22 protein-coding genes are annotated in these 25,417 nt (G+C 71.3%); 11 read left to right on the top strand and 11 right to left on the bottom strand.

The genetic code is table 11. The features are described 5' to 3' along the window. Positions 1-110: 110 nt before the first annotated feature. The gene (gene lon, locus CU044_RS21475; protein WP_129770360.1) at positions 111-2,522 is read left to right on the top strand and encodes an endopeptidase La; all 2,412 of its coding nucleotides are present in this window, start codon (positions 111-113) and stop codon (positions 2,520-2,522) included. Between the two features lie 222 nt (positions 2,523-2,744). On the opposite strand, the gene CU044_RS21470 is transcribed toward lon, so the two are convergent. Further along, the gene (locus CU044_RS21470) at positions 2,745-3,590 is read right to left on the bottom strand and encodes a lysozyme (RefSeq protein ID WP_129770359.1); all 846 of its coding nucleotides are present in this window, start codon (positions 3,588-3,590) and stop codon (positions 2,745-2,747) included. A 215-nt stretch (positions 3,591-3,805) separates the two neighbouring features. Here CU044_RS21470 and CU044_RS21465 point away from each other — a divergent pair, with 215 nt between their 5' ends. Further along, a complete protein-coding gene (locus CU044_RS21465) occupies positions 3,806-4,300 on the top strand; it encodes a MarR family transcriptional regulator (RefSeq protein WP_129770358.1) in 495 nt (164 codons plus the stop codon). Positions 4,301-4,421: 121 nt separating this feature from the next. Here the strand turns inward: CU044_RS21465 and CU044_RS21460 are convergent, their stop codons facing one another. After that, positions 4,422-5,204: a protein phosphatase 2C domain-containing protein gene (locus CU044_RS21460; protein ID WP_129770357.1), complete on the bottom strand. Its 783-nt coding sequence runs from the start codon at positions 5,202-5,204 to the stop codon at positions 4,422-4,424. Positions 5,205-5,906: 702 nt separating this feature from the next. Between CU044_RS21460 and CU044_RS21455 the strand changes: the two genes are divergently transcribed. The 5 genes from CU044_RS21455 to CU044_RS21435 all read left to right on the top strand — a co-directional run bounded on the left by CU044_RS21455 (position 5,907) and on the right by CU044_RS21435 (position 11,909). After that, positions 5,907-8,849: a nitrate- and nitrite sensing domain-containing protein gene (locus CU044_RS21455; RefSeq protein ID WP_240045755.1), complete on the top strand. Its 2,943-nt coding sequence runs from the start codon at positions 5,907-5,909 to the stop codon at positions 8,847-8,849. Continuing rightward, on the top strand, positions 8,846-9,328 hold the full coding sequence (locus tag CU044_RS21450; protein ID WP_129770356.1) for a roadblock/LC7 domain-containing protein: 483 nt from the start codon (positions 8,846-8,848) through the stop codon (positions 9,326-9,328). Before CU044_RS21455 ends, CU044_RS21450 begins: the two co-directional genes overlap by 4 nt. Next, positions 9,325-9,738 carry a DUF742 domain-containing protein gene (locus tag CU044_RS21445; protein ID WP_129770355.1) on the top strand — a complete coding sequence of 138 codons (414 nt, stop codon included), beginning with the start codon at positions 9,325-9,327 and terminating at the stop codon, positions 9,736-9,738. The genes CU044_RS21450 and CU044_RS21445 overlap by 4 nt, the downstream gene beginning before the upstream one ends. Further along, positions 9,719-10,420, top strand: a complete 702-nt coding sequence (locus tag CU044_RS21440; RefSeq protein WP_193564029.1) for an ATP/GTP-binding protein — start codon at positions 9,719-9,721, stop codon at positions 10,418-10,420. The genes CU044_RS21445 and CU044_RS21440 overlap by 20 nt, the downstream gene beginning before the upstream one ends. Positions 10,421-10,661: 241 nt before the next feature. Further along, entirely contained in the window at positions 10,662-11,909 is a 1,248-nt protein-coding gene (locus CU044_RS21435; protein ID WP_129770354.1) for a styrene monooxygenase/indole monooxygenase family protein, read from the top strand. 30 nt (positions 11,910-11,939) lie between these two features. On the opposite strand, the gene CU044_RS21430 is transcribed toward CU044_RS21435, so the two are convergent. From CU044_RS21430 to CU044_RS21415, 4 genes are all read right to left on the bottom strand, one after another. Then, entirely contained in the window at positions 11,940-13,265 is a 1,326-nt protein-coding gene (locus tag CU044_RS21430; RefSeq protein WP_240045754.1) for a C40 family peptidase, read from the bottom strand. A 101-nt stretch (positions 13,266-13,366) separates the two neighbouring features. After that, positions 13,367-13,687 carry a hypothetical protein gene (locus tag CU044_RS21425; protein WP_129770353.1) on the bottom strand — a complete coding sequence of 107 codons (321 nt, stop codon included), beginning with the start codon at positions 13,685-13,687 and terminating at the stop codon, positions 13,367-13,369. A gap of 86 nt (positions 13,688-13,773) precedes the next feature. Beyond that, on the bottom strand, positions 13,774-14,520 hold the full coding sequence (locus tag CU044_RS21420; RefSeq protein WP_129770352.1) for a TetR/AcrR family transcriptional regulator: 747 nt from the start codon (positions 14,518-14,520) through the stop codon (positions 13,774-13,776). A gap of 122 nt (positions 14,521-14,642) precedes the next feature. Next, the gene (locus tag CU044_RS21415; protein ID WP_129770351.1) at positions 14,643-15,578 is read right to left on the bottom strand and encodes a diiron oxygenase; all 936 of its coding nucleotides are present in this window, start codon (positions 15,576-15,578) and stop codon (positions 14,643-14,645) included. 327 nt (positions 15,579-15,905) lie between these two features. Here CU044_RS21415 and CU044_RS21410 point away from each other — a divergent pair, with 327 nt between their 5' ends. Continuing rightward, the gene (locus CU044_RS21410; protein ID WP_129770350.1) at positions 15,906-16,796 is read left to right on the top strand and encodes an ADP-ribosylglycohydrolase family protein; all 891 of its coding nucleotides are present in this window, start codon (positions 15,906-15,908) and stop codon (positions 16,794-16,796) included. Here CU044_RS21410 and CU044_RS21405 read toward each other — a convergent pair. From CU044_RS21405 to CU044_RS21390, 4 genes are all read right to left on the bottom strand, one after another. After that, positions 16,759-17,937, bottom strand: coding sequence for an amidase family protein (locus CU044_RS21405; RefSeq protein ID WP_129770349.1), 1,179 nt, complete (start codon positions 17,935-17,937; stop codon positions 16,759-16,761). The genes CU044_RS21410 and CU044_RS21405 overlap by 38 nt on opposite strands. 69 nt (positions 17,938-18,006) lie before the next feature. Continuing rightward, positions 18,007-19,464, bottom strand: a complete 1,458-nt coding sequence (locus CU044_RS21400) for a penicillin-binding transpeptidase domain-containing protein (protein ID WP_129770348.1) — start codon at positions 19,462-19,464, stop codon at positions 18,007-18,009. A 64-nt stretch (positions 19,465-19,528) separates the two neighbouring features. Continuing rightward, positions 19,529-20,926: an FtsW/RodA/SpoVE family cell cycle protein gene (locus CU044_RS21395; protein WP_129770347.1), complete on the bottom strand. Its 1,398-nt coding sequence runs from the start codon at positions 20,924-20,926 to the stop codon at positions 19,529-19,531. A gap of 107 nt (positions 20,927-21,033) precedes the next feature. Next, the gene (locus CU044_RS21390; RefSeq protein WP_129770346.1) at positions 21,034-21,351 is read right to left on the bottom strand and encodes a zinc-ribbon domain-containing protein; all 318 of its coding nucleotides are present in this window, start codon (positions 21,349-21,351) and stop codon (positions 21,034-21,036) included. 249 nt (positions 21,352-21,600) lie between these two features. Here CU044_RS21390 and CU044_RS21385 point away from each other — a divergent pair, with 249 nt between their 5' ends. Next, the gene (locus CU044_RS21385; RefSeq protein WP_129770345.1) at positions 21,601-22,506 is read left to right on the top strand and encodes a nuclease-related domain-containing protein; all 906 of its coding nucleotides are present in this window, start codon (positions 21,601-21,603) and stop codon (positions 22,504-22,506) included. Between the two features lie 48 nt (positions 22,507-22,554). Here CU044_RS21385 and ligD read toward each other — a convergent pair whose 3' ends face one another. After that, complete coding sequence (ligD, locus tag CU044_RS21380; RefSeq protein WP_129770344.1) at positions 22,555-23,439, bottom strand: non-homologous end-joining DNA ligase; 885 nt, start codon at positions 23,437-23,439, stop codon at positions 22,555-22,557. 50 nt (positions 23,440-23,489) lie between these two features. Between ligD and CU044_RS21375 the strand changes: the two genes are divergently transcribed. Next, positions 23,490-24,509, top strand: a complete 1,020-nt coding sequence (locus CU044_RS21375; RefSeq protein WP_129770343.1) for a Ku protein — start codon at positions 23,490-23,492, stop codon at positions 24,507-24,509. A 100-nt stretch (positions 24,510-24,609) separates the two neighbouring features. Then, positions 24,610-25,242, top strand: coding sequence for a response regulator transcription factor (locus CU044_RS21370; protein WP_129770874.1), 633 nt, complete (start codon positions 24,610-24,612; stop codon positions 25,240-25,242). Positions 25,243-25,417 lie beyond the last annotated feature (175 nt).

The following is a 25,417-nucleotide window of genomic DNA, read 5'->3' as shown; positions in this document are numbered from 1 at the left end:
CGCCCGCTGATCGCCCGCTGATCGCTCAGAGCGAACGGAGCCCGGGGAACATCCAGAGACTCACAAGCATTGAGTCGGTATAGCTCAACTTGACTGCCGAAGGGGAGATCATGGCTGACACCTCCACATCGCTCACGCTTCCCGTGCTGCCGCTCGACGACGAGGTCGTCCTGCCCGGCATGGTGGTGCCTCTGGATCTGTCCGACGCCGAAGTCCGCGCCGCGGTGGAGGCCGCGCAGGCGGCCGCCCGTGACGGGGGCGACGGCGGCGGAAAGCCCAAGGTGCTGCTCGTGCCGCGCATCGACGGGACGTACGCCGGGACGGGTGTGCTGGGAACCGTCGAGCAGGTCGGCCGGCTCTCCGACGGGGATCCGGGCGCGCTGATCCGCGGCCGGGGCCGCGTGCGCATCGGTGCCGGTACGACCGGGCCCGGCGCGGCCCTCTGGATCGAGGGCATCGCCGTCGACGAGACGGCGCCCGACCCCATCCCCGGGTCCGTGACCGAGCTGATCAAGGAATACAAGGCGCTCGCCACCGACTGGCTCAAGAAGCGCGGCGCCTGGCAGGTGGTGGACCGCGTCCAGCAGATCGACGACGTGTCCACGCTCGCCGACAATTCCGGTTACTCGCCGTTCCTGACCACCGCCCAGAAGGTGGCGCTGCTGGAGACCACCGACCCGGTGGCCCGGCTCAAGCTCGCCACCGAGCAGCTGCGCGAACACCTCGCCGAACAGGATGTCGCCGAGTCCATCGCGAAGGACGTCCAGGAGGGCGTCGACAAGCAGCAGCGCGAGTTCCTGCTCCGGCGCCAGCTCGACGCCGTACGCAAGGAACTGCGAGAGATCAACGGCGAGGGTGACGACGACGAGTCCGCCGACTACCGGACCCGCGTCGAGAACGCCGACCTCCCCGAGAAGGTGCGGGAAGCCGCGCTGAAGGAAGTCGACAAGCTGGAGCGTTCGTCCGACCAGAGCCCCGAGGGCTCCTGGATCCGCACCTGGCTGGACACCGTCCTCGAACTGCCCTGGAACGAGCGCACGGAGGACGAGTACGACATCAGAGGCGCCCAGGCCGTGCTCGACGCGGAGCACTCCGGTCTGGAGGACGTGAAGGAACGCATCACCGAGTACCTGGCCGTGCGCAAGCGGCGCGCGGACCGCGGTCTCGGTGTGGTCGGCGGCCGTCGCGGCGGCGCCGTGCTGGCCCTGGTGGGCCCTCCCGGCGTCGGAAAGACCTCACTCGGCGAAAGCGTCGCGCACGCCATGGGCCGTAAGTTCGTCCGGGTCGCGCTGGGCGGTGTACGGGACGAGGCGGAGATCCGCGGCCACCGGCGTACGTACGTCGGCGCCCTGCCGGGCCGTATCGTCCGGGCCATCAAGGAGGCCGGTTCGATGAACCCGGTCGTCCTGCTCGACGAGATCGACAAGGTCGGCTCCGACTTCCGGGGCGACCCGGCCGCGGCGCTGCTCGAAGTCCTGGACCCGGCGCAGAACCACACCTTCCGCGATCACTACCTGGAGGTCGAACTCGACCTGTCCGACGTGGTGTTCCTCGCCACGGCGAACGTCCTGGAAGCGATCCCGGAGGCGCTGCTCGACCGTATGGAGCTGGTCAGGCTCGACGGCTACACGGAGGACGAGAAGGTCGTCATCGCCAGGGACCACCTGCTGCCCAGGCAGCTGGAGCGCGCGGGCCTGGAGGCCGGCGAGGTCACGCTGGAGGACGACGCGCTGCGCAAGCTGGCCGGCGAGTACACCCGCGAGGCGGGCGTACGAAACCTGGAACGCGCCATCGCGCGGCTGCTCCGCAAGGTCGCGGCCGAGCACGAACTGGGCGAGCGGGAGCTGCCGTTCGCACTCGGCGCCGAGCACCTGCGCAAGCTGATCGGCCGGCCGCACCACGTGCCCGAGTCCGCCCAGGACCCGGCCGAGCGCCGCACGGCGGTGCCGGGCGTGGCCACGGGCCTCGCGGTCACGGGCGCGGGCGGTGACGTCCTCTACGTCGAGGCGTCGCTGGCCGACCCGGAGACGGGCGGCTCCGGCCTGACCCTGACCGGACAGCTCGGCGATGTGATGAAGGAGTCGGCACAGATCGCGCTCTCCTTCCTCCGCTCGCGCGGCGCCGAGGTGGAACTGCCGGTGGCGGATCTGAAGGACCGGGGCGTGCACATCCACTTCCCGGCGGGCGCGGTGCCGAAGGACGGCCCGAGCGCGGGCATCACGATGACGACCGCCCTGGCCTCGCTGCTCAGCGGCCGGCTGGTCCGCACGGACGTCGCCATGACCGGCGAGGTCTCGCTGACCGGACGGGTCCTGCCCATCGGCGGCCTCAAGCAGAAGCTGCTGGCCGCGCACCGGGCGGGCATCACGACGGTCGTGATCCCGAAGCGCAACGAACCGGATCTGGACGACGTCCCGGCCGAGATCCTCGACAAGCTGGAGGTCCACCCGGTGACGGATGTCCGCCAGGTCCTGGACATCGCGCTGGCCCCGGCGGAGGTCCTGGTCACGGCGGCGGCCTGACGCACAGGAGGCCCCGGCAGCCGACGTAACGGAAGTGGCCGCGCCCGGAACGAGAGTCCCGGCCGCGGCCACCGCCGTTCCCCCCGGCTCGGCCGCAGGCATCGCCATCCCCCGGCCGCGGCCACTACCGTCCCCCCCGGGCCATGTATGAACACCGCCTATGACACCGCGTGCTCCCGACCGGTCCTCCGTTCCGGTCCGGACCGCGGTGTCGCGGTGAGGTCAGCCGTTCGCCAGGGCCTGGACTCGGTCCAGGGCGCCGTTGAAACGGTTGTGGTCGCCGACGATGGGTCCGGTCGAGGTGTACTGCCAGATCGTCTGGAAGCCCCAGCCCGCCGGCAGCTCACCGATCGTGGTGTCGTAGCGGGCGATCCAGAGCGGGTTCGTGGAGCCGAAGCCGGTGTAGTTGCCGGTGCACGCCTTCCACCAGCTCGTGGCCGTGTAGATCACGGCGTCGCGGCTGGTGCGGGCCTTGTAGGTGGTCAGGAAGTCGCGGATCCAGGCGATCATCTGGTCCTGGGTCTTGCCGTAGCACTGCGCGCCGTACGGGTTCCACTCGATGTCCAGCACGCCGGGCAGGGTCTTGCCGTCGCGGGACCAGCCGCCGCCGCCGTCCACGAAGTAGTTGGCCTGGTTGGCGCCGCTGGAGTCGTTCGGCGTACCGAAGTGGTACGCGCCGCGGATCATGCCGATGTTGTAGGAGCCGTTGTACTGCTGCGTGAAGGAGGGGTTCTTGTAGTAGTTCCCCTCGGTGGCCTTGACGTAGGCCCACTTCACGCCGCTGTTCCACAGGGACGCCCAGTCGACGTTCCCCTGATGGCCGGAGACGTCCACGCCTTCCGTCTGGACGACGCGGTCCGCGCGGGGCAGACCGCCCTGGCCGTCGTGCTCGATGACGCCCATGCCCATGTGGGCCGAGCCGCGTTCGGGGATGCCGGCCGGTGGGTCGGCCGGGGTGGTGGCGCCCGCCGCACCCGGGAGGGTGAGAAGGAGCGCGAGACTTGCGAGGAGAGCGCCGGCCGCGGTGGCGAACGAACGACCGGTCGTTCCGGATCTGTGCACGGGCATTGCGTGCCTCCGAAGACCTCGGTGGGGGGATCTCATGACGGGTCTGACACGTCGACATGTAGTGCAATGGACATGCCAGTATTGACGCTACGCACGTAGACCCTTACGACGGAAGAGCGCCACGCGGCTTCCGTTGGTATAAACCTGCGAAATACTGGCGGAGCTGCGGCAACGGTCGTCGGCGAAAGAAACTTTCAGGAGCGGAAAAGCGCGCGATGGGTGCTGACGTGCACGGAAATGGTACGGCGAAAGATCCCGCCCTCGACGGAAGCAGTGGTGTGGACCACGAATTCCTGGCACTGGAACGGGAACTGGCGGTCTTTCTGCGCCGCGCTCGGGCCAGCTCCGGAGAAATGGCGCGCGAGGTCCACCCCGAGCTGGAGCCCGCCGCGTACGGACTGCTCGTACGGCTGGAGGAGAACAGCTGTCAGCGGGCCACCGAACTCGCCGCCTATTTCGGGGTGGGCAAGGCGACGATAAGCCGTCAGCTGCGCGCCTTGGAGGAACTGGGACTGGTGACGCGCGAGCCCGATCCGGCCGACGGTCGCGCCTCGCTCGTCCGGATCACCGACGAGGGCCGCACCCGCTTCCGGCGTGTGCGCGACGCGCGCCGCGAGCGGTATGTGCGGAAGCTCGCCGACTGGGACCGCGGCGAGGTCGCCGAACTGGCCCGGCTGCTCCACCATCTGAACGCCCGCGCCGAGAGCTGACCGGGAACGGGGGCGGAGGAGGGGGCGGAGGGAGCGGGAGGGGCGAGGGGGGGCGAGGGGGGCGAGGGGGTACGAGGGGGCGGGAGGGTGCCCTGCGGGGCGGGCCCCGCGTCCGCGCGCGCTACAGCTCCACGTACGTCACCGTCGCGTCATCGCTCGCCTTCCCCCGCCGGAACGCCACCCCGTCCGGGTCCGCCGACTCCGAGGCCCTCACCCGGTCGATCAGCTCCTGCGCGCCGTTCTTGCGCACCAGTGCCAGGCAGTCCGCCCAGCCGCCCTCCCGGAAGACCTCCACCCAGCGGGTCGCGCCGTCCGTCAGCGCCAGCAGGGCGCGCACCTCGGCCGCCGGCGTACGGCCCGTCACCGCCCTCGCCGCGACCGCCGGGTCCGCCGCCGCCGTGAAGAAGCCGCCCTCCGCGTTGCGCAGCGCGTCCGCCGTGGCCACCGAGCGCAGCGCCTCGCGCGGGACCCGGTCCAGACGGCCGTCCAGCACCGCGCGCACCTCGCCGCCCGGTGACTCCATCAGCAGCGCCGAGTCGGAGAGCACCAGATGTTCGACGGTGTCCGCACCCCAGCGTGCGAGGACGACGGTCGCCTGAGGTGTACGTACGTGAGAAAGGTCACAGGTTTCGCGATGGGCATCCGCCGTACGCGCGATGGATGCCGCGAGGATCTCTGCCAGTGGCATATCCCGTCGTGAACCGGACAGTTCGGCGAGCGCGCCACCCAGTCTGGCGGTGAACCAGGGCACGCCGTGTACACATCCGTCGTCCCCGGCCGGGGGCGTCACTCCGTCCAGTACGACCAGCGCGCCCCCCTCGCCCTCTGCGGGCAGGACCACGGAAGTCCAGTCCTCATTGGGCCGTACGGCGGTGCCGGGCCTGGTGGCGAGTTCGATACGCATGCGCACCAGTGTGCATGACTCTCCCGGTTATCCGCATGAACTCTTCACGCTGTCTGCACGCCGTGCCGATCGGTCCGTTCCGCCAGGTCAACCGCTCTCATTCGGTCAGAATGAGTCCCGGACGGAGCCGGACGAGGACAGGAAGGGGCCCGCATTGAGGGGACAGGGGAAGCTGCGGGCGCGCATCCTGCCAAAGCGCGCGCGGAAGGTCCACCCGGCACGCCATGTTCACGAGGGCCCCCGAGTGGGAAGAGTTGTTCGTCAACTCCTTCTTGATGTTCACTCGTTCAGGTGGCGGAGCGGCCGATGCGCGCCTTCCTCCCAAGGGCGCTGGAATGGTCGACAGCCGTGCCAGGGGTGGGGGTTCTCATGCAGTGACCGGTCGTCACCTCTGCTTCATGGGCGGACGAATCAAGAATGCGAGCACCGGTGCAGAAGAAGCGGCCTCGGGGTATCGGTGTCGGGCGGGACGAGGCCACCTCGGACACCACGGCCGGGACCAGTTCGACCACTTCGGTCACTTCCTCCACTTCGGCCACGAAGGCCGGCACGAAGTCTGGAAAGAAGAAGTCCGGAAAGAAGAAAGCCGGAAACGCTCAGGCCGGAAACGCTCAGGCCGCGAACGCCACGGCCGCCGAGATGACGGCCCGGAACGCCATGGCTCACCACGCCACAGCACAGAACGCCACGCACGGGAATTCCATGACCGATGCCGCCAAGGCTCAGGAAGGACGCCGAGTGCGGGTACGCAACCGGCTGGTGGCCGGTGTCGCGGTCCTGGGGGTCACCGTCATCGCGGCAGGCACCCCCGCCGTACTCACCGCCTCCACCGAGCTGAACGATGCCCAGAACCTGGTCGTCCTCGCCGAATTGAACCGGCAGGCCGTGATCCTCAGCCACTCCCTCGCGGACGAGCGCGACGAGGTCATCGTCTATATCGCCGCGGGCCGCGACGAGCAGCCCGGCGGGGGCGGCGGCAAGGGCGACAAGGGCAAGCACACGATCTCGGACACCCGCAGCGCCCGGGTCGACCGGCAGATCGACGAGATGCGGGCCACCGCGTCCGCCTCGCCCGGCCTGCTCCGCGATCTCTCCACCGTCCCCTCCATCCGCCGCACCGCCCTCACCGGCGAGGGCTCCGCGCTGGAGGCGTACCGCGCGTACTCCGAGGTCATCGCCAAGCTCCAGGCCCTCGCCGACGAACTGGCCGAGCGGACGCCGGCCGAGGCCGCCGACGGCACCCGCGCCCCCGGGGCGCTCTCCCGCGCCGTCGAGCAGGCCTCCGCCACCCGCGGACTGCTGCTGGCCGCGCTCGCCGTGCCCGGCCCCACCGACACCGCACCGCAGTACGACCCGGTCACGGGCCTGCCCGTCGAGTCCGGGACCGGCTCGGACAGCGAGAAGAGCGACCAGCTCCGCGACGACCTCAGCGCCGACGCGCAGAAGGCACACGTGCGCGAACTGGGCGCGCTCGCCGACTTCGACCAGAGCGCGGACACCCAGGCGCGGGAGTCCCTCACCGGCACCGTCACCGGGCCCGAGATCAAGACCGCCGAGGGGTATCTGACCCGGCTCACCGACCGGCCCGAACTCTCCGACTCCGACCGCGAGGCCGACCAGGAGAAGGTCGAATCCGCGCTCACCGCCAGGATCGACCAGATGCGCGGCGTCGAGTCGGGCCTCGGCACCAGCCAGGTGGAGCGGCTCGAAAAGCTGCGCGACGACGCCGTCACCGGCCTCGAACTGCGGATCGCGCTGCTCGGCGGCTGTCTGCTGATCGCCGTCGGGGTCTCCACCGCCGTCGCCCGGACGCTCACCCGCCCGCTCGCGGTCGTACGGATCGGAGCGGCCCGCCTCTCGGCGGCGCCGGAGACCGAGGAGCCGGTCCGGTTCACCGGCCGCAACGACGAGTTCGCGCAGGTCGTACGGTCCCTCAACAGCCTGCACAGCAAGCTCCTCGACCTCTCCACCCGCGCCGGGGAGCTGGACAGGGAGCGGCTCGGCCTGATCGGCGCGCGCGAGAAGATCGTCGCCCAGCGCGCCGAACTCCAGGAGCGCACCACCGAACTCGCCGCCCAGCTCCAGCGGTTGCGCCACACCGTGCACCACACCTTCGTCAATCTCTCGCTGCGCAACCTCGGGCTCGTGGAGCGCCAGCTCGGTGTCATCGAGGGCCTGGAGGAGCGCGAGCAGGACCCCGAGCAGCTCGCGACCCTTTTCAAGCTCGACCACATGGCCACCGTCATGCGCCGGCACAGCGAGAACCTGCTCGTGCTCGCCGGCCACGAGCATGGCCACGGCTCGACCGGGCCCGTACCGCTCGTGGACGTACTGCGCGCGGCAGTCAGCGAGATCGAACGGTACGAGCGGGTCACCATCCAGTCCCTGCCGCCGCACGCGCAGGTGGCCGGGTTCGCCGCGGACGATCTCAGCCATCTCGTGGCCGAGCTGCTGGAGAACGCCACCTCCTTCTCGCCGCCCGAGGCCGAGGTCCAGCTCTCCGGCTGGCTGCTGGAGACCGGCGAGGTGATGCTCTCCGTACAGGACCAGGGCATCGGCATGTCCGCGGACCGGCTCACCGCGCTCAACGCGCGGCTCGCCGGCCCGGACGTCCGCGAGGGGGGCGACAGCGCTCCGCGCGAGCCGTACGTGAGCGAGCCGGAGGGCGAGGGGCTCGGCCTGCGCGTCGCCGGGCTGCTCGCGGCGCGCCATGGCGTACGGGTCGAGCTGCGCGAGCACCAGCAGGGCGGTGTGGCCGCTGTCGTCGTACTGCCGCAGGCACTGCTTCCGGCGTCCCCGGCCGCCTCGCCGCAGCACCGGGCGGGAGCCGGGGCCGGGTCCCCGGCGCTCCATCTGCCGGGCTCGACGGCGGAGGCCAACTCCAACACGCTCCGGGGCCGTTCGGAGCTGAAGGGGCCGGCGGCGGAAGCCGGGAGTCCCGCGGATGCCGGAAAGCCCGCAGACGCCGGGAAGCCCGCGGAACCCGCGGCTCCCGCCGAAGCCGCGGTCCCGGAAGTCGACCCGATGGTGCTCGCCGCCGAGGCGGCGATCCGCAGGGCCGAGGCCGAAGAGGCCCATGGGGCGAGCGCGCCGGAGCGCGAACGTACGACCGACACCGACTCCGACGCTGACACCGGCGTCGGCACCGGAGCCGTCGCCGCGTACGGGACGACCACCCCGGACACGGCCGTCGGCCCGTATGCCATCGGCCCCGACTCCCACGAGCGTGTCCACGACGGCGAGCCGCTGACCACCGGCCCCGACCAGGACACGTTCACGATGCGGCTGCCCCGGCAGCCGCGATCCGCCGAGGCGGAGCCGGACGAGCCGACCGACGCGGACGGACCGGAGAGCATCACCGACAAGGGGCTGCCCAAGCGCACCCCCAAGATCGTCAGACCTGCCGCCGCGCCCACCGCGCGTACCGGCAGTGTGGACGCGGAAGCACTGCGCCGCAGGCTCGGCGGCTTCCACCGGGGGGCGAAGGAAGGCCGGCGCGACGTCGAGGCCGAACTGACGGAGCAGTCGGAGCAGTCGGAGCGGTCTGACCGGGCCGAGCACGCGGGCGAGCCCAGAGCCTCCGCGGCACGGACCGAGGAACATACCGGACAGTCGGGGGAGACAGTCGAGGAGGCACGCAGTTGACTGCGACCGGCACATTCGGACTGAGCAGCGAAGCACGTAATCTGCACTGGCTGTTGAGCAACCTCGTCGAGGAGGTGCCAGGGGTTCACTCGGTCGCCGTCGTCTCGTCCGACGGACTCCTGTTGCTCTCCTCCGACCCGGGGCTGAACACCGAGGCGGCCACTCCCGTGCGCAGGAAGGGCCCCCGCGGCTCCAGCGCCGATCTGGCCACCATCGTCTCGGGCATCGGCAGCCTCACCATCGGTGCGGCGAAGCTGATGGAGGGCGGCGGGGTCAAACAGACCATGGTCGCCATGGAGGAGGGCAGCGTCTTCGTCATGGCGATCAGCGACGGTTCGCTGCTCGGGGTGCACGCCACCCCCGACTGCGACATGAGCGTGGTGGCCTACCACATGGCGCTCTTCGTCGGCCGCGCCGGACACGTACTGACGCCCGAACTCCGCGACGAGTTGCGCAAGTCGATGGAGAACACCAAGTGACCCTGTCCGCCGAGCCCGCCCGCAGGCTGCCTGTGCGCGGCTCCGACCGCAGGCCCGCCCGGGTGCGTCCGTACTCGCTCACGGGCGGACGTACCCGGTTCGGCCATGTCCTGCTGGTCGAGACCTTCGTCGCCGCCCTCGAAGCGGCCGAGGAGCGCAGGGAACTGACGGACGGTTCGGGCGTGTCGCGCGTCATGCCGGAGATGCTCGCCATCGTCGAGCTGTGCCGGCGCATGCGTACCGTCGCCGAGGTGTCGGCGCTGCTCAAGATACCGCTGGGGGTGGTGAGGGTGCTGCTGAGCGACCTCGCCGACCAGGGAAAGATCCGTGTGTACGGGACCGGGCACGACACCGGCCAGCCCGACCACGCACTGCTGGAAAGGGTGTTGAGTGGACTCCGCCGCCTCTGACGTCATCGCCGCGTTCGGCGTCGCCGGTCCGGTCGGCTCGGCCGGTTCGGCCGGTTCGACGCGGACCGCCGTCGAGCCTGAACGCGAACCCGAACGTGAAGAGGATCTCAAGCCCTGGCAGCTGGACCGTACGCGCGCGCCGATCGCCACCAAGATCGTGGTCGCGGGCGGCTTCGGTGTCGGCAAGACGACCTTCGTCGGGTCGGTCTCGGAGATCCCGCCGCTCCAGACCGAGGCGCTGATGACCCAGGCCAGCGCCGAGATCGACGATCTCAGCGCGACGCCCGACAAGCTCACCACGACCGTGGCGATGGACTACGGGCGTATCACCCTCGACGACGACCTCGTCCTGTACCTCTTCGGCACCCCGGGCCAGAAGCGCTTCTGGTTCATGTGGGACGACCTGGTGCGCGGTGCGATCGGCGCCGTCGTGCTGGCCGATACCCGACGGCTGCCCGACTGCTTCCCGGCGCTCGACTACTTCGAGAGCTGCGGACTGCCGTATGTCGTGGCGGTCAACCACTTCGAGGGAACACCGGCGTTCCAGCCGGCGGATGTGCGTGATGCCTTGACGATTCCGCCGAGCGTGCCTGTACTGATCATGGACGCACGCGAACGGAACACGGCCGTCGAGTCGCTGCTCGCGCTGGTGCGGCATGCGCTCGACGTCTCTCCGGAGTAGCCGAGTAGCCTGAGTCGACGTCAGTTATCAGCCATGTCAGCCCACGTCGGTCGTCGGTACGCGCGCGCCGCGTCACCGCGCCTCACGTCGTCTTTCGGCGCTGTCTGTCGTACATGTCGCGTACGTGGCGTACGTCCCCCGTATTCCCCATGCCACCCCTGTCATCCACGCCGCACCAGCAGCCACGTACGCCACACCAGGCGCCACACGTAGCATCACGTACGCAAACGGAGAACCCGCCATGCGGAAGATACTCATCGTCGGAGCAGGCCAGTCCGGGCTCCAGCTCGCCCTCGGGCTCCAGTCGCAGGGGTACGAGATCACCCTGATGTCCAACCGCACGGCGGACGAGATCCGGTCCGGCCGGGTCATGTCCACGCAGTGCATGTTCCACACCGCGCTCCAGCACGAGCGCGATCTCAAGCTGGGCTTCTGGGAGTCCCAGGCGCCGAGGATCGAGGGCCTGGGCGTCTCGGTCGCCGCCCCCGACTCCTCCCGGGCCGTGGACTGGGTCGGAAAGCTCGACGGCTACGCCCAGTCCGTGGACCAGCGGGTCAAGATGGCCGGCTGGATGGAGACCTTCGCGCAGCGCGGCGGCCAACTGGTGATCCATGGGGCGGCAGTCTCCGACCTGGACTTCTTCTCCCGTACGTACGACCTGGTGCTGGTCTCGGCGGGCAAGGGCGAGCTGGTCTCGATGTTCGGCCGCGACGCCGCGCGCTCCCCGTACGACGCGCCGCAGCGCGCGCTCGCCGTCTCCTACGTCCACGGTCTCGGCCCGCGCCCCGAGCACCCGGAGTACGACGCGGTCCGCTGCAATCTGGTGCCGGGTGTCGGCGAGCTGTTCGTGATGCCCACCCTCACCACCTCCGGACGCGCGGACATACTTTTCTGGGAGGGCATACCCGGCGGCCCGCTCGATGTCTTCCAGGGCATCAAGGACCCCGCCGAGCATCTCTCGCTGACGCTGAAGCTGATGGAACGCTTCACGCCCTGGGAGTACGCGCGCGCCACGAAGGCCGAGCTGACGGACGCCAACGCGACCCTGTCCGGGCGGTACGCGCCGACCGTACGCAAGCCGGTCGGGCGGCTGCCGGGCGGCGGTCTCGTGCTCGGTGTCGCCGATGTCGTCGTCGCCAACGACCCGATCACCGGACAGGGCTCCAACTCGGCCTCCAAGTGCGCCGCTTCGTATCTGGACTCGATCGTGAGCCATGGCGACCGGCCGTTCGACGAGGCGTGGATGCGGTCGGCGTTCGACCGTTACTGGGACACCGCGCGGCATGTCACCAAGTGGACGAACGCGATGCTGGGCGTGCCGCCGGAGCATGTCCTCAACCTGATCGGCGCGGCGGGGCAGTTGCCGCGGGTCGCCGACCGGTTCGCGAACGGCTTCAACGACCCGGCGGACTTCGAGAACTTCTTCTACGAGCCGGAGAAGACGAACGCGTTTCTGGCGGAGGCGGCGGAGGCGGCGGGCGCGGCCTGACGCCGGGCCCGCCGCCCGACTCGGCTCGGTTCAGACCTCCGGTGCGGCCTCCTCGCCGTAACCGGAGTCCGAGCCGTCCAGCGCGCCCGGGGGCAGTGCGGGCGGCTCGTACACCCCTGGGGCGAGCGCCCCGGCCTCCGGGTCCGGACGCACCGCGCCCAGCAGGGGATTCGCCGCGATGGGGGAGACCTTGACGCTGGTGCCGGGGCGCGGCGCCTGGATCACCATCCCGTCGCCCAGATAGATCGCCACATGCGTGGCACCCGGGAAGTAGACCACCAGATCGCCGGGGCGCAGCTCGCGCAGCGAGACCTTGGGGAGTTCGCTCCACTGCTCCTGGCTGGTGCGGGGGATGGCGAGGCCCGCGCGCGCCCAGGCCCGCGAGGTCAGCCCGGAACAGTCGAACGAGTCGGGCCCTTCGGCGCCCCACTCGTACGGTTTGCCGATCTGCGCGACGGCGTACTCCAGGGCCGCCTGGCCCGCCCGGGAGGGCGCCATACGGACGGGCGTGCCGGCCGGACCGCCCGCGCCCTGGGGACCGCCCGCGCCCTGGGGTGTGCCGTCGCCGAGGGCGCCGGAGGCGAGCAGTTCGCGCTGGGCCTTGTCCGTACCGGCCCGTTCGAGAGCGTTGAGTGCCGTGATCTGAGCACGGCTGAGGGAGGCGAGCAGCTTCTCGACCTCCTGGAGCCGGGATCTGACCATGTCGCGCTGTCGCTTCTGCTTCGTGGCGAGCGCCTGCTGCCGGGCGAGGGCCTCGCGGGACTCCTGGGCGAGGGCCTGGGCGCGCTGTTCGCCGCCCGTCAGCCGGTTCAGCGTCTCGGCCCTGCCGCGTGCCGCGCGCGCCAGCAGATACGTCTCGTCCAGGGCGCTCTGCGGGTCGCGGGCGAGCAACAGCCGCAGATAGCCGGAGAGACCGGACTGCCCCTGGTACTGCTCGCGGGCCAGCCGCCCGGCGTTGACGCGGCTGAGGGCCAGCGCGGAGCGGGTCCGCGCGAGTTCGGAGTCCACCCGCTTGGTCTCCGCCCGCTGCCGGGTCAGCTCGGCGGCGGTGGCGTTGTACTCCTCGGTGGCCTTCTCGGCCTCGCGGTAGAGCTGTTGGAGCCGGGTGAGCATCTCCGCGACGGTACGGGGCGGGGCGTCGTCGGTGACTCCGGGTCCGCCCAGGCCTTCGGGTCCGCCGAGGCCACCTGGCCCGGCGGAAGCCGAGGGGGAGGGGACGGCCGCCGGAACGGCCGAGGGGACGGCCGCCGGGACGGGTGGGGGAGACGGCGACGCCGACGCGATCGGCACCGCCGCGAAGACCGTCGCGGCGGCCAGCGCCGCCGTACAGACGGATTGCGACACTCTGCCTGACACGTCATCACCTCCGGTTGCGGGACGGGCAGTCCAGCACTAGGCGATGATGAGGTGATATGGCATGTGAAGAGCGCATTAATGGGCGGAGTGGCGCAACAGCATCATCCTTGTGAGGGACGGTCGCCCTGGTCCGTACCGCTGCTCCGCTCCGTACGGCCGCCGGGCTTCGACCAGGGCCACTTCAGCGTGTGCCGCTCGCGGCCCTCGGCCACGTACTCGTACTTCCAGCCGCGCTGGATCCCGAGCCGCTTGGTGTAGCCGGCCGGGGCGCGACGGTAGGCGAAGACGGTGGGCGGCCCGCCGTCCGCGTCCGGCACCGGGACCTCGTACCACTTGGGCGGCTGCCCGGTCGGTCCGGTCAGTACGGGCAGTACGCGCCCGTCCAGCGGCCCGCCGACAAAGGGAGTGTCTTCGCTTCTCACGCCCCCAGTCTTATCCACGGGCCCCCGTCCCACCTACGTGAGGCGCGCGCCTAGGTGAGGCGCACCCCTACGTGAGGTGCGCCGCCCTACGTGAGGTGCGCCGCCGCGTTGACCAGGGGCAGCACCCGGCGGGCCAGCGCTCCCACGGGTCCGTCCGGGTGTTCGTACGCCACGAGCGCGCCGACGGCCGTCGCGGTGTCCTCGTCGGCGGCGGCCGTGACCACCAGCAGCGCGATCAGATGGTCGACCAGCCAGTCGCGCAACTCGTCGGCGGGCGGGCGCTTCTCCTCGTCCAGCCATATGAGCGAGGCGGATTCGACGGCCGCGATCCACGTGCGCACCAGCATCCGCAGCCGCGCGCCGGGCGCCGCCGCGCCGCCACCTGTGCCGCCGCCCGTTCCGAGGTGCAGCAGGATCTGTTCGGCCGCGGCCCGCCGTACCTCGTCGACGATCGCGGTCGTCCGGGACGTCTCGCAGACACTGCCGCCCCGGAGCAGCGCGCTGAACCCGGTGTCGTGCTGGTCGACGAAAGCGAGATAACGGTCGAGGACGCGCCCCAGCCGCCCGGTCGGCGGCCCCACCGGGGGCTCGGTGAAGCACCGTTCCAGCTCGTCGGCGGCGGAGCGCAGCGCTTCCTCGTACAACTGCTGCTTGCCGCCGCTGAAGTAGCGGTAGACGAGCGGCCGGGACACCCCGGCCGCCACGGCGACGTCGTCGAGCGAGACCTCCTCCGGCGCCCGGTGCGCGAACAGGCCGAGGGCCGCGTCGAGGAGTTGCGTACGGCGCTCCTCGACGCTGAGCCTTCGGTACGCGGGCGTTGCGGGCGCGGTCATGTCCGCAGCGTAACCGCCGGGCGGCCGGGCGGGACGGGGAATGGCGCGGCAGCCGGTGCGACCGTGGGGCGGCGGCGAGAGAGGCGGCGGCGGAGGCGGCGGGGACGCGGCGGGGGCGGTGGTCAGGCGAGGAGGCCCGAGGACTTCCAGAGCCTGCGCCCCGCCCCGCGCAGCACACCGATGTCGTCCAGGAAGTCGGTGAGCCGCCTGGCACCCGACTGCATCACCTCCCGGCGGTGGCCGCTCTCGCGCACCTGCGCGACGGCCTGCCGGCGGTCGAGGCCGACGTTCTCGTACACCTGCGGATTGATGAAGCAGACCGAGAAGACGCGGGCGGCCTCACCACAGCTGAGCCGGGTGAACTCCCGCTCCCAGCGCGGCGCGGTCACCATCTGGCGGCGCAGCTCCTCGCGGGCGTACCGGACATGGCGCGCCTCCTCGATGACATGGATACGGGTCACCCCGCGCACGAGGCTCTGGACCCGCTCGTCCGGGAAGGTCAGCCGCTGCATCCAGTCGAGGATCTCCTCACCGAGGAGCGTGGCGGCGAACGAACCGGGGGTGGTGGAGACGGTCTTCAGGATGCGCGCGAGATTGTGGTAGTAGCGCGGCACGGGATACGCCGGGCCGCCGCCCTTGTTGATGAGCCGCGCGAACATCATCGAGTGCCGGCACTCGTCCGCGATCTCGGTGAGGGCGTAGCGGACGTGGTTGCTGGTCACCGGCTTGTCGTAGATATGACGGACCAGCAGCTGCATCAGGATGATCTCGAACCAGATGCCGAGCGAGGCGAGCGACGCGGCCTCGTGCCTGGCCAGCTCCATCCGCCGTTCCTCGGACATCGTCCGCCAGAGCGGGGTGTCGTAGAGCGAGACCAGCTCCGGCGGCCAGAACCACTTGCCGTCCTCGACCGGTGCGTCCCAGTCGATGTCCTTGTCGGGGTCGAAGGAGTGCTTGGCGGAGGATTCGAGCAGCCGCTCGGCGACCTGTTCGCGGTCCCGGAGCGGGCCGAGTGCGTCGCGGAGCAGCTGTACGTCGCGTTCGGTCACTGTCGTCATGGCTGAGCGCACCTCATGGCTGGAGTACGGGCTGTGTGTGACGCGCCGGGTCACCGGGCCGGGTCACGGTCGCCGGGCCGGGTCACGGGGGCGGGGCGCCGGGCCAGGGCGCCACGTCGGTCTGCCGGCCGGGTCGTCGAGCGGTGTTACCGGCGGTCACCCCTTATGAGACCGCTCGTCAACAAGGGCGTCAATCCCCTGTGCGCGACTTGTTGACATCGCGTCTACCAATAGATGGGTCCGTCGGCGACCGACCGCGGCATGCTCATGGCGGATATACGCCCGAATCCCCCGCGTAACACCGCGCCGCACGGCACGATGGCGCGTATGACCGCCCCACACCCCGGTGCCGACCGCGCAGCCGCCCGCCGCAGCCTCGAAGGACTCGCCCTGGGCGACGCCTTCGGCGAACGCTGGTTCCCTCTCTTCCGCGAACGTCAACGCGCGTACGCGGAGATCAGGGCCAGGATCACCCCGCCGGAGCTGGAGTGGCACTGGACGGACGACACCGCGATGGCCCTCGCCGTACAACGCGTCCTCGACGAACGCGGCGCCATCGACCAGGACCGGCTCGCGCTCTGCTTCGCCCTCACGTACGACGCCGATCCGGCCCGGGGCTACGGGCACGGTATGCACATGCTGCTGCCGGCCCTGCTGGCGGAGCCGACGAGCTGGCGCACCCTGGCCCCAGGGCTGTTCGAGGGCGGCAGCCTGGGCAACGGCGCGGCGATGCGGGTGGCGCCGCTCGGCGCCTGGTTCGCGGCCGACCTGGACCGCGTGGCCGAACAGGCCGTGCTGTCGGCCGAGGTGACCCACGCGCACCCACAGGGCATAGCGGGCGCGGTGGCGGTCGCGACGGCGGCGGCGCTGTCGGTACGGTCCGAGCTCTCCGTGGCGGCGGTGGCGGAGGCCACGCCCGATGGCCCGGTACGGGACGGCCTGGCGCGGGCGGCGGAGCTGTCCTTCACCACCGAGCCCTGGAAGGCGGCGGATCTGCTCGGCAACGGCCAGCGGATCCGCGCCGACGACACCGTGCCGTTCGCGGTATGGACGGCGGCCCGGCACCGCGACGATCTGGCCGCCGCGCTCTGGTCGACGGCGGAGGGCTTCGGCGATGTCGACACGACCTGTGCGATCACGGCGGGCATCGTCGCCGCCCGCACCGGCACGGGCTCGGTCCCTACGGCGTGGCGCGAGCGCCGGGAGGCGCTGACGTAGCCGGCTTCGGGGCAGGGGCAGGGGCAGGGGCAGGAGCCTGGGCAGGGGCGAGGGCAGCGAGAGGAGGGGGCGGGGCAGGGGCGGGGACGGCGGGGGCCGCGAGGGCGATGTCGGCGAGCGAGGCGTCCGCCCCGCGCGCCGCCACCAGTTGCAGCCCCACCGGACATCCGTCCGCCGTGAAACCGGCCGGAATGCTCGCGGCGGGATGCCCGCTCAGATTGAACGCCCAGGTCAGCGCGGTGGAGTACAGCTCGCCCGGACCTTCGTGACCATGCGGCCTGTTGGGGGTGACCGGGGTGAGCAGCAGCGGCGTACGGGCGAAGAGCGCGTCGAGCCGCCGGTCGTTCTCCGTCCGTACTCCCGCCGCCTTCTCCGGGCTGCCGCCTTCGCGTATCGCCGTCCAGGCCTCGCGCGGATCCAGCAGCGTGAACGGCCGCCGCGCCGGTTCAAGGCGTACGACCCCCGCCGCCACCAGCCGGTCCACCGCCGCGCGTACCACCGCCGCGACTTCCGGGTCCGGCCGCGCGTACCCCAGGTCGGGGGAGAAGACGGCGCGCACGGGGAAAGCGGGCGGCGGCGCCTCGTCACCGCCCCCCACACACCGCAGATACGCCCGCGCCTCCGCCGCCGAACGCGCCAGCACCCCCGCCGAGGCCAGGCCGGTACGGTCCGGGGACGGCAGCAGCCCGTTGGTCGTCTTCAGCCCGAACACCCCGCACCAGGCCGCCGGGATCCGGACGGAACCGGCGCCGTCGCTGCCGGTCGCCAGCGGCACCATGCCCGCCGCGACCGCCACCGCCGACCCGGCGGAGGATCCGCCGGGGGTACGGTCGGCGCGGTACGGGTTGACCGTACGGCCGTGCCTGCCCTGCCCCCAGGTCTGCCAGTACGTGCCGGGCCCCGGTACCGCCGTCGACCCCACCGGCACCGCGCCCGCCGCGATCAGCCGCCCCGCCGCGTACGACCGGAGGCCGGACGGTCCCTTCACCGCGAACGGCAGCCCCGCGAGCGGCAGTCGGCGGTCCACCGTCCGCGCCCGTTCCCTGGCTTCCGCGTCCCATACCTCGATGAAGGCGCACAGAGAGGGATCGAGCCGCTCGATCCGCGCCAGCGCCTCCGCGACCCCGTCCACCACAGACATCCCCCAGCCATTCCCCGGCGATTTCCCCGGCCATTCCCCCACCGGACGGCGCTGCTTTCGCAACACGCCCTAGTCTCGCAGCGCCTCCCGCATCACCGCCCGCGCGATCGGCGCCGCGTCGCCCCCGCCGCTGATCTCCGACCGCTTCGCCTCCGCGGACTCCACGACCACCGCCACCGCGACCGCCGGTCTGCTCGAATTGCCGGCCTGCGCCCAGGCGATGAACCAGGCGTACGGCGTACCGGCGTTGTCCACCCCGTGCTGCGCCGTCCCCGTCTTCCCGCCGACCGTCGCCCCGTCGATCGCCGCGTTCGCCCCCGTCCCGTCCTCCACGACCCCGATCATCATCCGCCGCAGCGACCGCGCCGTGGCAGGTTCCATCGCACGCCGGTAGGAGCGCTCGCCGGTACGGGAGACGATGTCGCCGTCCGAGTCGGTGGTCCGGTCCACCAGGAAGGGGTACTTGAGCTCCCCGCCGTTCGCGACCGCCGACGCGACCATCGCCATCTGGAGCGGAGTGGCCCGCGTGTCGAACTGCCCGATCGACGACAGCGCCAGCTGATCGTCGCTCATGCGGGTGTCGAAACGGGACGCGGCGACCCCCGAAGGGATCGTGATGCCGGTGTCGTTGAAGCCGAACTTCTCCGCCGTCGCCACCATCGCGGACAGCCCCGTCCTGACCCCGAGCCCGGCCATCACCGTGTTGCAGGACCATCTGATCGCGTAGTCCAGTGACTCCTTGTCGCACCCGTCGGCCTCGTTGGGCAGTTCGGTGCGTGTGCCCGGCAGGACATACGGCTCGGGGATGCCGGTGGGGGCGTCGACATCGGTGACGGTCCCGGAGTCCAGCGCGGCCGCCGCCGTCACGATCTTGAAGGCGGAACCGGGCGGATAGGTCTGCCGGATGGCCCGGTTGAGCAGGGGCTGCGCGTCCGCGCCGGTCAGCCGCGCCCAGGCGTCGTCGACGGCCCCGCCGGTGCCCGACAACTGCCCGGGGTCGTACGACGGACTGCTGACCAGCGCCAGGATCCTGCCGCTGAACGGCTCGATGGCCGCGACCGCGCCACGTCTGCCGGCCAGTCCGTCGTACGCGGCCCGCTGCATGGACGCCTTGATCGTGGTGGCGACGTGCCCGCCGGGGCGCCGGCCGCGGGTGATCTCGTTCCAGAAGGGGAACGGGGCGAGCATCGGGTCCGTACCGGAGAGGATGCCGTCCTCGGCGTTCTCCAGCAGTGTCGTGCCGTACGTCTGGGAGGCGTAGCCGGTGACGGGCGCGTACAGCGGGCCCCGCGTATAGGTGCGTTCGTACCGCAGCTGCTGTCCGCTGTCCCGGGAACCGGTGACCGCTCGGCCGCCGATGAGGATGGTGCCGCGCGGCTGCGAGTAACGGGCCACGGTGTCACGGCGGTTGGCGGGGTTGTGATCGAGGGAGTGCGCCTCGATGACCTGGATTCTGGCCGCGTTGACCAGCAGGGCGAGCAGAAGGAGGAGGCAGAAGGCGGCGGTCCGTCGGATATAGCGAGTCACCGTTGCTCTCCCTGTCGGTAGTGCTCTCCCTGTCGGTGTGGCTCTTCCCGTCGGTCGTGCCGGGTCACCACTGGTTCCTCCAGGCGTTCCCGTTCTCCTCGGCGGGCGCGATGACGCCCGGCTCCGCGTTCTCCGGGCGCGGGCTGCGGGCCGAGTCGCTCAGCCGGATGAGCAGCGCGACCATCACCCAGTTGGTGACGACGGACGAGCCGCCCTGCGCGAGGAAGGGCATCGCCATGCCGGTCAGCGGGATGAGCCCCGTCACCCCGCCCGCGATGACGAAGACCTGGAGGGCGAGGATCGCGGAGAGGCCGACGGCGAGCAGCCGGCCGAAGGGGTCGAGCACGGCGAGGGCGGTGCGGTAGCCGCGGGCGACCAGCAGGGCGTACAGCAGGAACAGCGCGGTCAGGCCGACCAGGCCCAGCTCCTCGCCCGCCGTGGCCAGGATGAAGTCGGACTTGGCGGCGAAACCGATCAGGATGGACCGGCCGAGCCCGAGTCCGGTGCCGAGCATCCCTCCCGCGGCGAAGGCGAAGAGGGACTGCGCGAGCTGGCCGGGTCCGCGGCCGGCGGCGATGGAGGCGTACGGGTCGAGCCAGTCCTGTACGCGGCTGTGGACATGCGGCTCCAACGAACCGACGGCGAACGCCCCGAGCGCGGCGAGCAGCAGCCCGACGGCGATCCAGCCGGTGCGCCCGGTCGCGACGTAGAGCAGGATCACGAAGAGCCCGAAGAAGAGCAGCGACGTCCCCAGGTCCCGTTCGATGACGAGGACGAAGACGCTGAGCAGCCAGATCGCGACGATCGGGCCGAGCACCCGGCCGGTGGGCAGTTGGAGCCGCCAGACCTTGCGGCCGGTGTAGGCGAGGGCGTTGCGGTTGGCGGCGAGATACGCGGCGAAGAAGACGGCCAGCAGGATCTTGGCGAACTCGCCGGGCTGGAAGGACAGTCCGTCGATCCGGATCCAGATCTTGGCCCCGTTCACGGCGGGGAAGAAGATCGGCACGATCATCAGCACCAGCGCGGTGGCGACCGACAGATAGGCGTACCGCTGAAGCACCCGGTGGTCGACCAGGAACACGACGACGACGATGAACAGCGCGACACCGAGCGTGGACCAGACCAGCTGGGTGGGCGCGGCCTTGTCGCCCGGGGTGTCCAGGTCGAGGCGGTAGATCAGCACGAGACCGAGGCCGTTGAGCAGCACCGCGATGGGCAGCAGCAGGGGATCCGCGTACGGTGCGCGCAGCCGTACGGCGATATGCGCGAGGAGGGCGAGCATGCCCAGACCGGCGCCGTATCCGGCCGCGTCGGGCGGTACGGCGTGGTTCCTGCCGAGGCCGACGGCGATGTAGCCGAAGACGGAGATGAGGACGGCGCAGACGAGGAGGGAGAGTTCGACTCCCCGGCGCTTGGGGCGGCGAATCGCGGGTGGGGGAGCGTCCGCCGTCGTTGCGGTCATGCGACGAAACGTAGCAAGGCGATGTGCCTTATGTCCGTTTATGTAGGGACGTAAGGCATGCCGGACTCCTCAGGCGGCTCCCGGCCCGTTCCCGTTCTCCCTGTCGCTCAGCGCTGGTAGGGGTTCTGCTGCTGCGGCTGCCCGTACGGCTGACCGCCGCCCTGCCCGTACCCCTGTCCGCCCGCCTGGCCGGTGCCCTGGGCCATGAGCTGGTCGGCCTGCTCCTTGGTCACCTGCCGCTCCGCGCCGCAGAACGTGCACTGGGTCGCGAATTTGGTGGAGAACGGGAACAGCGGCACGAAGAACAGCGTGAATTTGGTGACGCGCTTGCGGAGCGTGTGCGCCGACGGGTTGCCGCACTGGCCGCAGACCAGGGTCAGTATCGCCAGTTGGTAGAGGTAGCCCTTGGTGCCGAAGATGATCATGAGTGGGTTTCCTTAGGGAGGACCGGCGCGTGCCGAGGGAGCGCGTACTCGCGTACTGAGGAGAGTCTGCCGCACGGGGGTGAATTCTGGCGCGCGATACGGGACGGAATGGTCAGGGAGGCCCGCCGGGGTCGGGGGCGGGGACGGAGAGTCGCGGCCGAGGGCTGCCGCGGCCGAGGGCTGCCGCGGCCGAAGGCTCTTGCCCCCGTGGCCCGGGTGCTGTTCCCATGGTCGTGGGGGTGGTGGGGCATGAGCCGATTACGCGTCACGCCGACGCGCGGGCAGGGCCGGGACCGGCTGTACGTCAGCCTCAGGGACGGTACGACCGTCGCCTGGTACGACAAGGACACCGGCCGGGTGAGTGTGCTCTCCGGAGCGGGGCGCGACGAGGTGCTGTCCGCCCTGGCGCCGTATCTCACCGGTGAGGTGACCGTGGGGCCACCGCGAGTGCCGACCCCGGCGGATCTCGACCGGCTCTCGCTCCACCCCGATGACGACCTGGCCCCGAACCGTCCGGGCGAGGCGCTCCACGCGGAACTGTCGGAACTGGACGCGCCGCGGGCGGCAGGCGCTGCCGGGTCCTCCCGGTCCTCCGGCTCCTCCGGCTCCTCAGGGGCCTCCGGGGCTTCCTCGTCCCCTTCCTCCCCCTCGTCTCCGCTGTGGCGCCGATGGCATCAGGACCCCCGGCAGGCGGAACTACTGGCCCAGGAGGCCGTCGGTGACCGGCTCGACGGGCTGGAGGCCGCAGGCTGGCGGGTGCTGCACTCGATACCGCTCCCCGGCGCCGCCCGCATCGACCATCTGGCGATCGGTCCGGCCGGCGTCCTCGCCGTACGGACGCTCCCGGCCCGGAAGCGCCGGGTCGGTGTGGAGGACCCGCTGGTCCGCGTGGGGCGCGCCGCGCCCGCGCCCCATCTCCGCTGGGCCCGCCGCGCCGCGGAACGCGCCTCGCGCGCTCTGGCGGCCGACGTACGCCCCGTACTGGCCGTGGTCGAGCCCGGACGCCTGGACGCCCTGCCGGCGCCGGGGGACGTACGGATCCTGCGCGACACCGAGATCCCGGCCCTGGCGTCGCTCGGGGGCGTACTGAAACCGGCGGACATCGAGTCCCTGTACGCGACGGCGCGGGACCGCCACAGCTGGCTGCGCGTGTAGGGCCTGTCTTCACTGTCTTCATAGTCGTCTTCGAAGTCCCCGCCTGGCTCAGGGCAGCGGCGCGGCGCTGTCGGGGTCGGTGAGCGGGCCGAGGAGGTCCCCGTAGCGCTCCAGCCGCTCCTCGATGTCCCCCAGCCGGAAGACCAGCTGCCCGGCGTCCGTGCAGCCCGCGACCTCCTCCCAGGTCAGGGGAGTGGAGACGGTCGGCTCCGCTCTGGCGCGGAGCGTGTAGGGCGCCGCGGTGGTCTTCGCGGCGGCGTTCTGGCTGTGGTCGACGAAGACCTTCCCGGGCCGCAGCGAGCGCCGCATCCGGTGCACCACCAGCTCCGGCATCGCCGCCTCCGCCTCGACGGCCAGCCCCTTCGCGTACGCCGAGACCTCGGCGGACGGGGCGCGCTCCAGCGGTACGAGGAGGTGCAGGCCCTTCGACCCCGAGGTCTTCACGTACGCCTCCAGCCCGTCCGTACCCAGCCGCTCGCGCAGCCAGAGCGCCACCGCGCAGCACTCCACGGCGGTGGCGGGCGCCCCGGGGTCCAGGTCGAGGATGAGCCTGTCGGCGCGCTCGGGTGCGTCGGCGCGCCACTGGTGCGTATGGAACTCCACCACCAGGTTCGCCGCCCACATCAGCGATGCCAGGTCCTCGACCACCACCTGTCGGCCGGTGTCGGCCGTCCTTCTGGGCACCTCGGCGATCCGTACCCAGTCGGGCGTACCGGGCGGCGGGTTCTTGGTGAAGAAGAGCTGGCCGTCGGGCCCGTCCGGGTAGCGGAGGAAGGAGACGGGGCGGTCGGCGAGATGGGCCAGCAGAGGGGCCGCCGCGCGGGCGTAGTAGTGCAGGACCTCGCCTTTGGTGGTGCCGGTGGCGGTGTACAGGACCTTGTCCAGGTTGCTGAGCGCCAGGCGTCGCCCCTCCACCTCTGTGATCGGCGTCATACGATGAGAATCCCATATATTTCGTGAATCTCGGATGAAAGGGATGGAACGTGCGATCCATATGGAACGGCGCGATCTCCTTCGGGCTGGTCAGCATCCCGATCAAACTGGTCAACGCCACCGAGAACCACTCGATCTCCTTCCGGCAGATCCACAAGACGGACGGCGGCCGTATCCGCTACCGGAAAGTCTGCGAACTGGACGGCGAGGAGGTGTCGACGCCGGAGATCGGCAAGGCGTACGAGGACGGGGACGGGTCCATGATCCCGATCACCGACGACGATCTGGCCGCGCTGCCGCTGCCGACGGCGAAGACGATCGAGATCGTCGCGTTCGTACCGGCGGACTCGATCGATCCGCTCCAGATGGACACGGCGTACTACCTCTCCGCCGCCGGCGTGCCCGCGGCCAAGCCGTACACCCTGCTGCGTGAGGCGCTGAAGCGCAGCCGGAAGGTGGCCGTCGCCAAGTTCGCCCTGCGGGGGCGGGAGCGGCTCGGGATGCTGCGGGTGGTCGACGACGTGATCGCGATGCACGGCCTGCTCTGGCCGGACGAGATCCGAGCCCCGGAGGGCGTCGCACCGGAGACGGACGTCACCGTACGGGAGGCCGAACTCGACCTGGCCGACGCCCTGATGGACACACTCGGCTCGGTCGACCTCGGCTCGCTGCACGACGACTACCGGGAGGCCGTCGAGGAAATGATCGCGGCCAAGGCGGAAGGCGGGCCGGTACCGGAACGCGAGCCGGCGGCGGGCGGGGGAGGGAAGGTCCTCGACCTGATGGCGGCGCTGGAGAACAGCGTGCGCGCGGCGAAGGAAGGCCGGGCGGAGGGCGACGAGGTGGCGGAGGTGACGCAGCTTCCGGCGAAGAAGACGGCGAAGAGGGCGCCGGCGAAGAAGACGGCGGCGGCGAAGAAGACCGCGTCCGAGCCGGAGTCGGGCACCGCGGCGAAGACGACATCAAAGACGGCGAAGACCTCGAAGACGGCGGCCAAGTCGGCGAAGAAGACCGCCTCGAAGACGGCCTCGAAGACGGCTTCCGGAGCCCGGAAGCGCGCCTCGGCCTGAGTGGTGTCCCCTGAGCGGTGTCCCCGGGCCCGGCCGGTGTCCCCGGCGGCGCCCCCGCCCCGGATGGCACACTGCGCGAGTGGACCGAACGCTGCGCATCGTGCTGGCCGAGGACAGCGTGCTGCTCCGAGAAGGCCTGATCGCCCTGCTGGACCGCTTCGGCCACCAGGTCGCCGCGGCGGTGGGCGACGCGCCCGCGCTGCTGACGGCGGTGGCGGAGCACGCCCCGGACATCGTGGTCACCGACGTACGGATGCCCCCGGGCTTCCAGGACGAGGGCCTCCACGCGGCCGTCCGCCTCCGCGAGCGGCAGCCGTCGCTTCCCGTGCTCGTCCTCAGCCAGTACGTCCAGCGCACCTACGCGGCCGAACTCCTCGACTCCGGCGACGGCTCCGGTGTCGGCTACCTCCTCAAGGACCGCGTGGGCCAGGTGGAGGACTTCGAGGCCGCCCTCCAGTCCGTGGCCTCCGGCGGCACGGTCGTCGACCCGGAAGTGGTCCGCCACCTGCTCCGCCGCCGCAGAGACCCCCTGGAACGCCTGACCCCCCGAGAACGCGAGGTCCTGGCCCTGGTCGCCGAGGGCAAGTCCAACGCGGCGATAGCCCGCCAACTCGTCGTCTCCGAGGCGGCCGTGGGCAAACACATCGGCAGCATCCTCGCCAAACTGAACCTCCCCCCGGCGGACGACACCCACCGCCGCGTCCTGGCGGTCCTCACCTACCTCCGCGCCTGACCTCTTCTCCTGTCCCCGCCTCCGTCCTTCCCTGCCCCGCCCGTCCCTGCCCTGCCCGTCCCTGCCCCGCCCCGCCCCGCCCCGCCCCACCCGACCTGGAAATACCTGTTCACGGCCACCCCGCCGAAGCTGGTAGGGTTTCCTTCGTCGCCAAGCACCACAGCGAAGCGCCCCC

Origin of the sequence: Streptomyces sp. L-9-10 (assembly GCF_004151105.1) — a bacterium.
Classification (GTDB): Bacteria; Actinomycetota; Actinomycetes; order Streptomycetales; family Streptomycetaceae; genus Streptomyces.
This window is presented reverse-complemented; position numbering and strand designations above follow the sequence as displayed.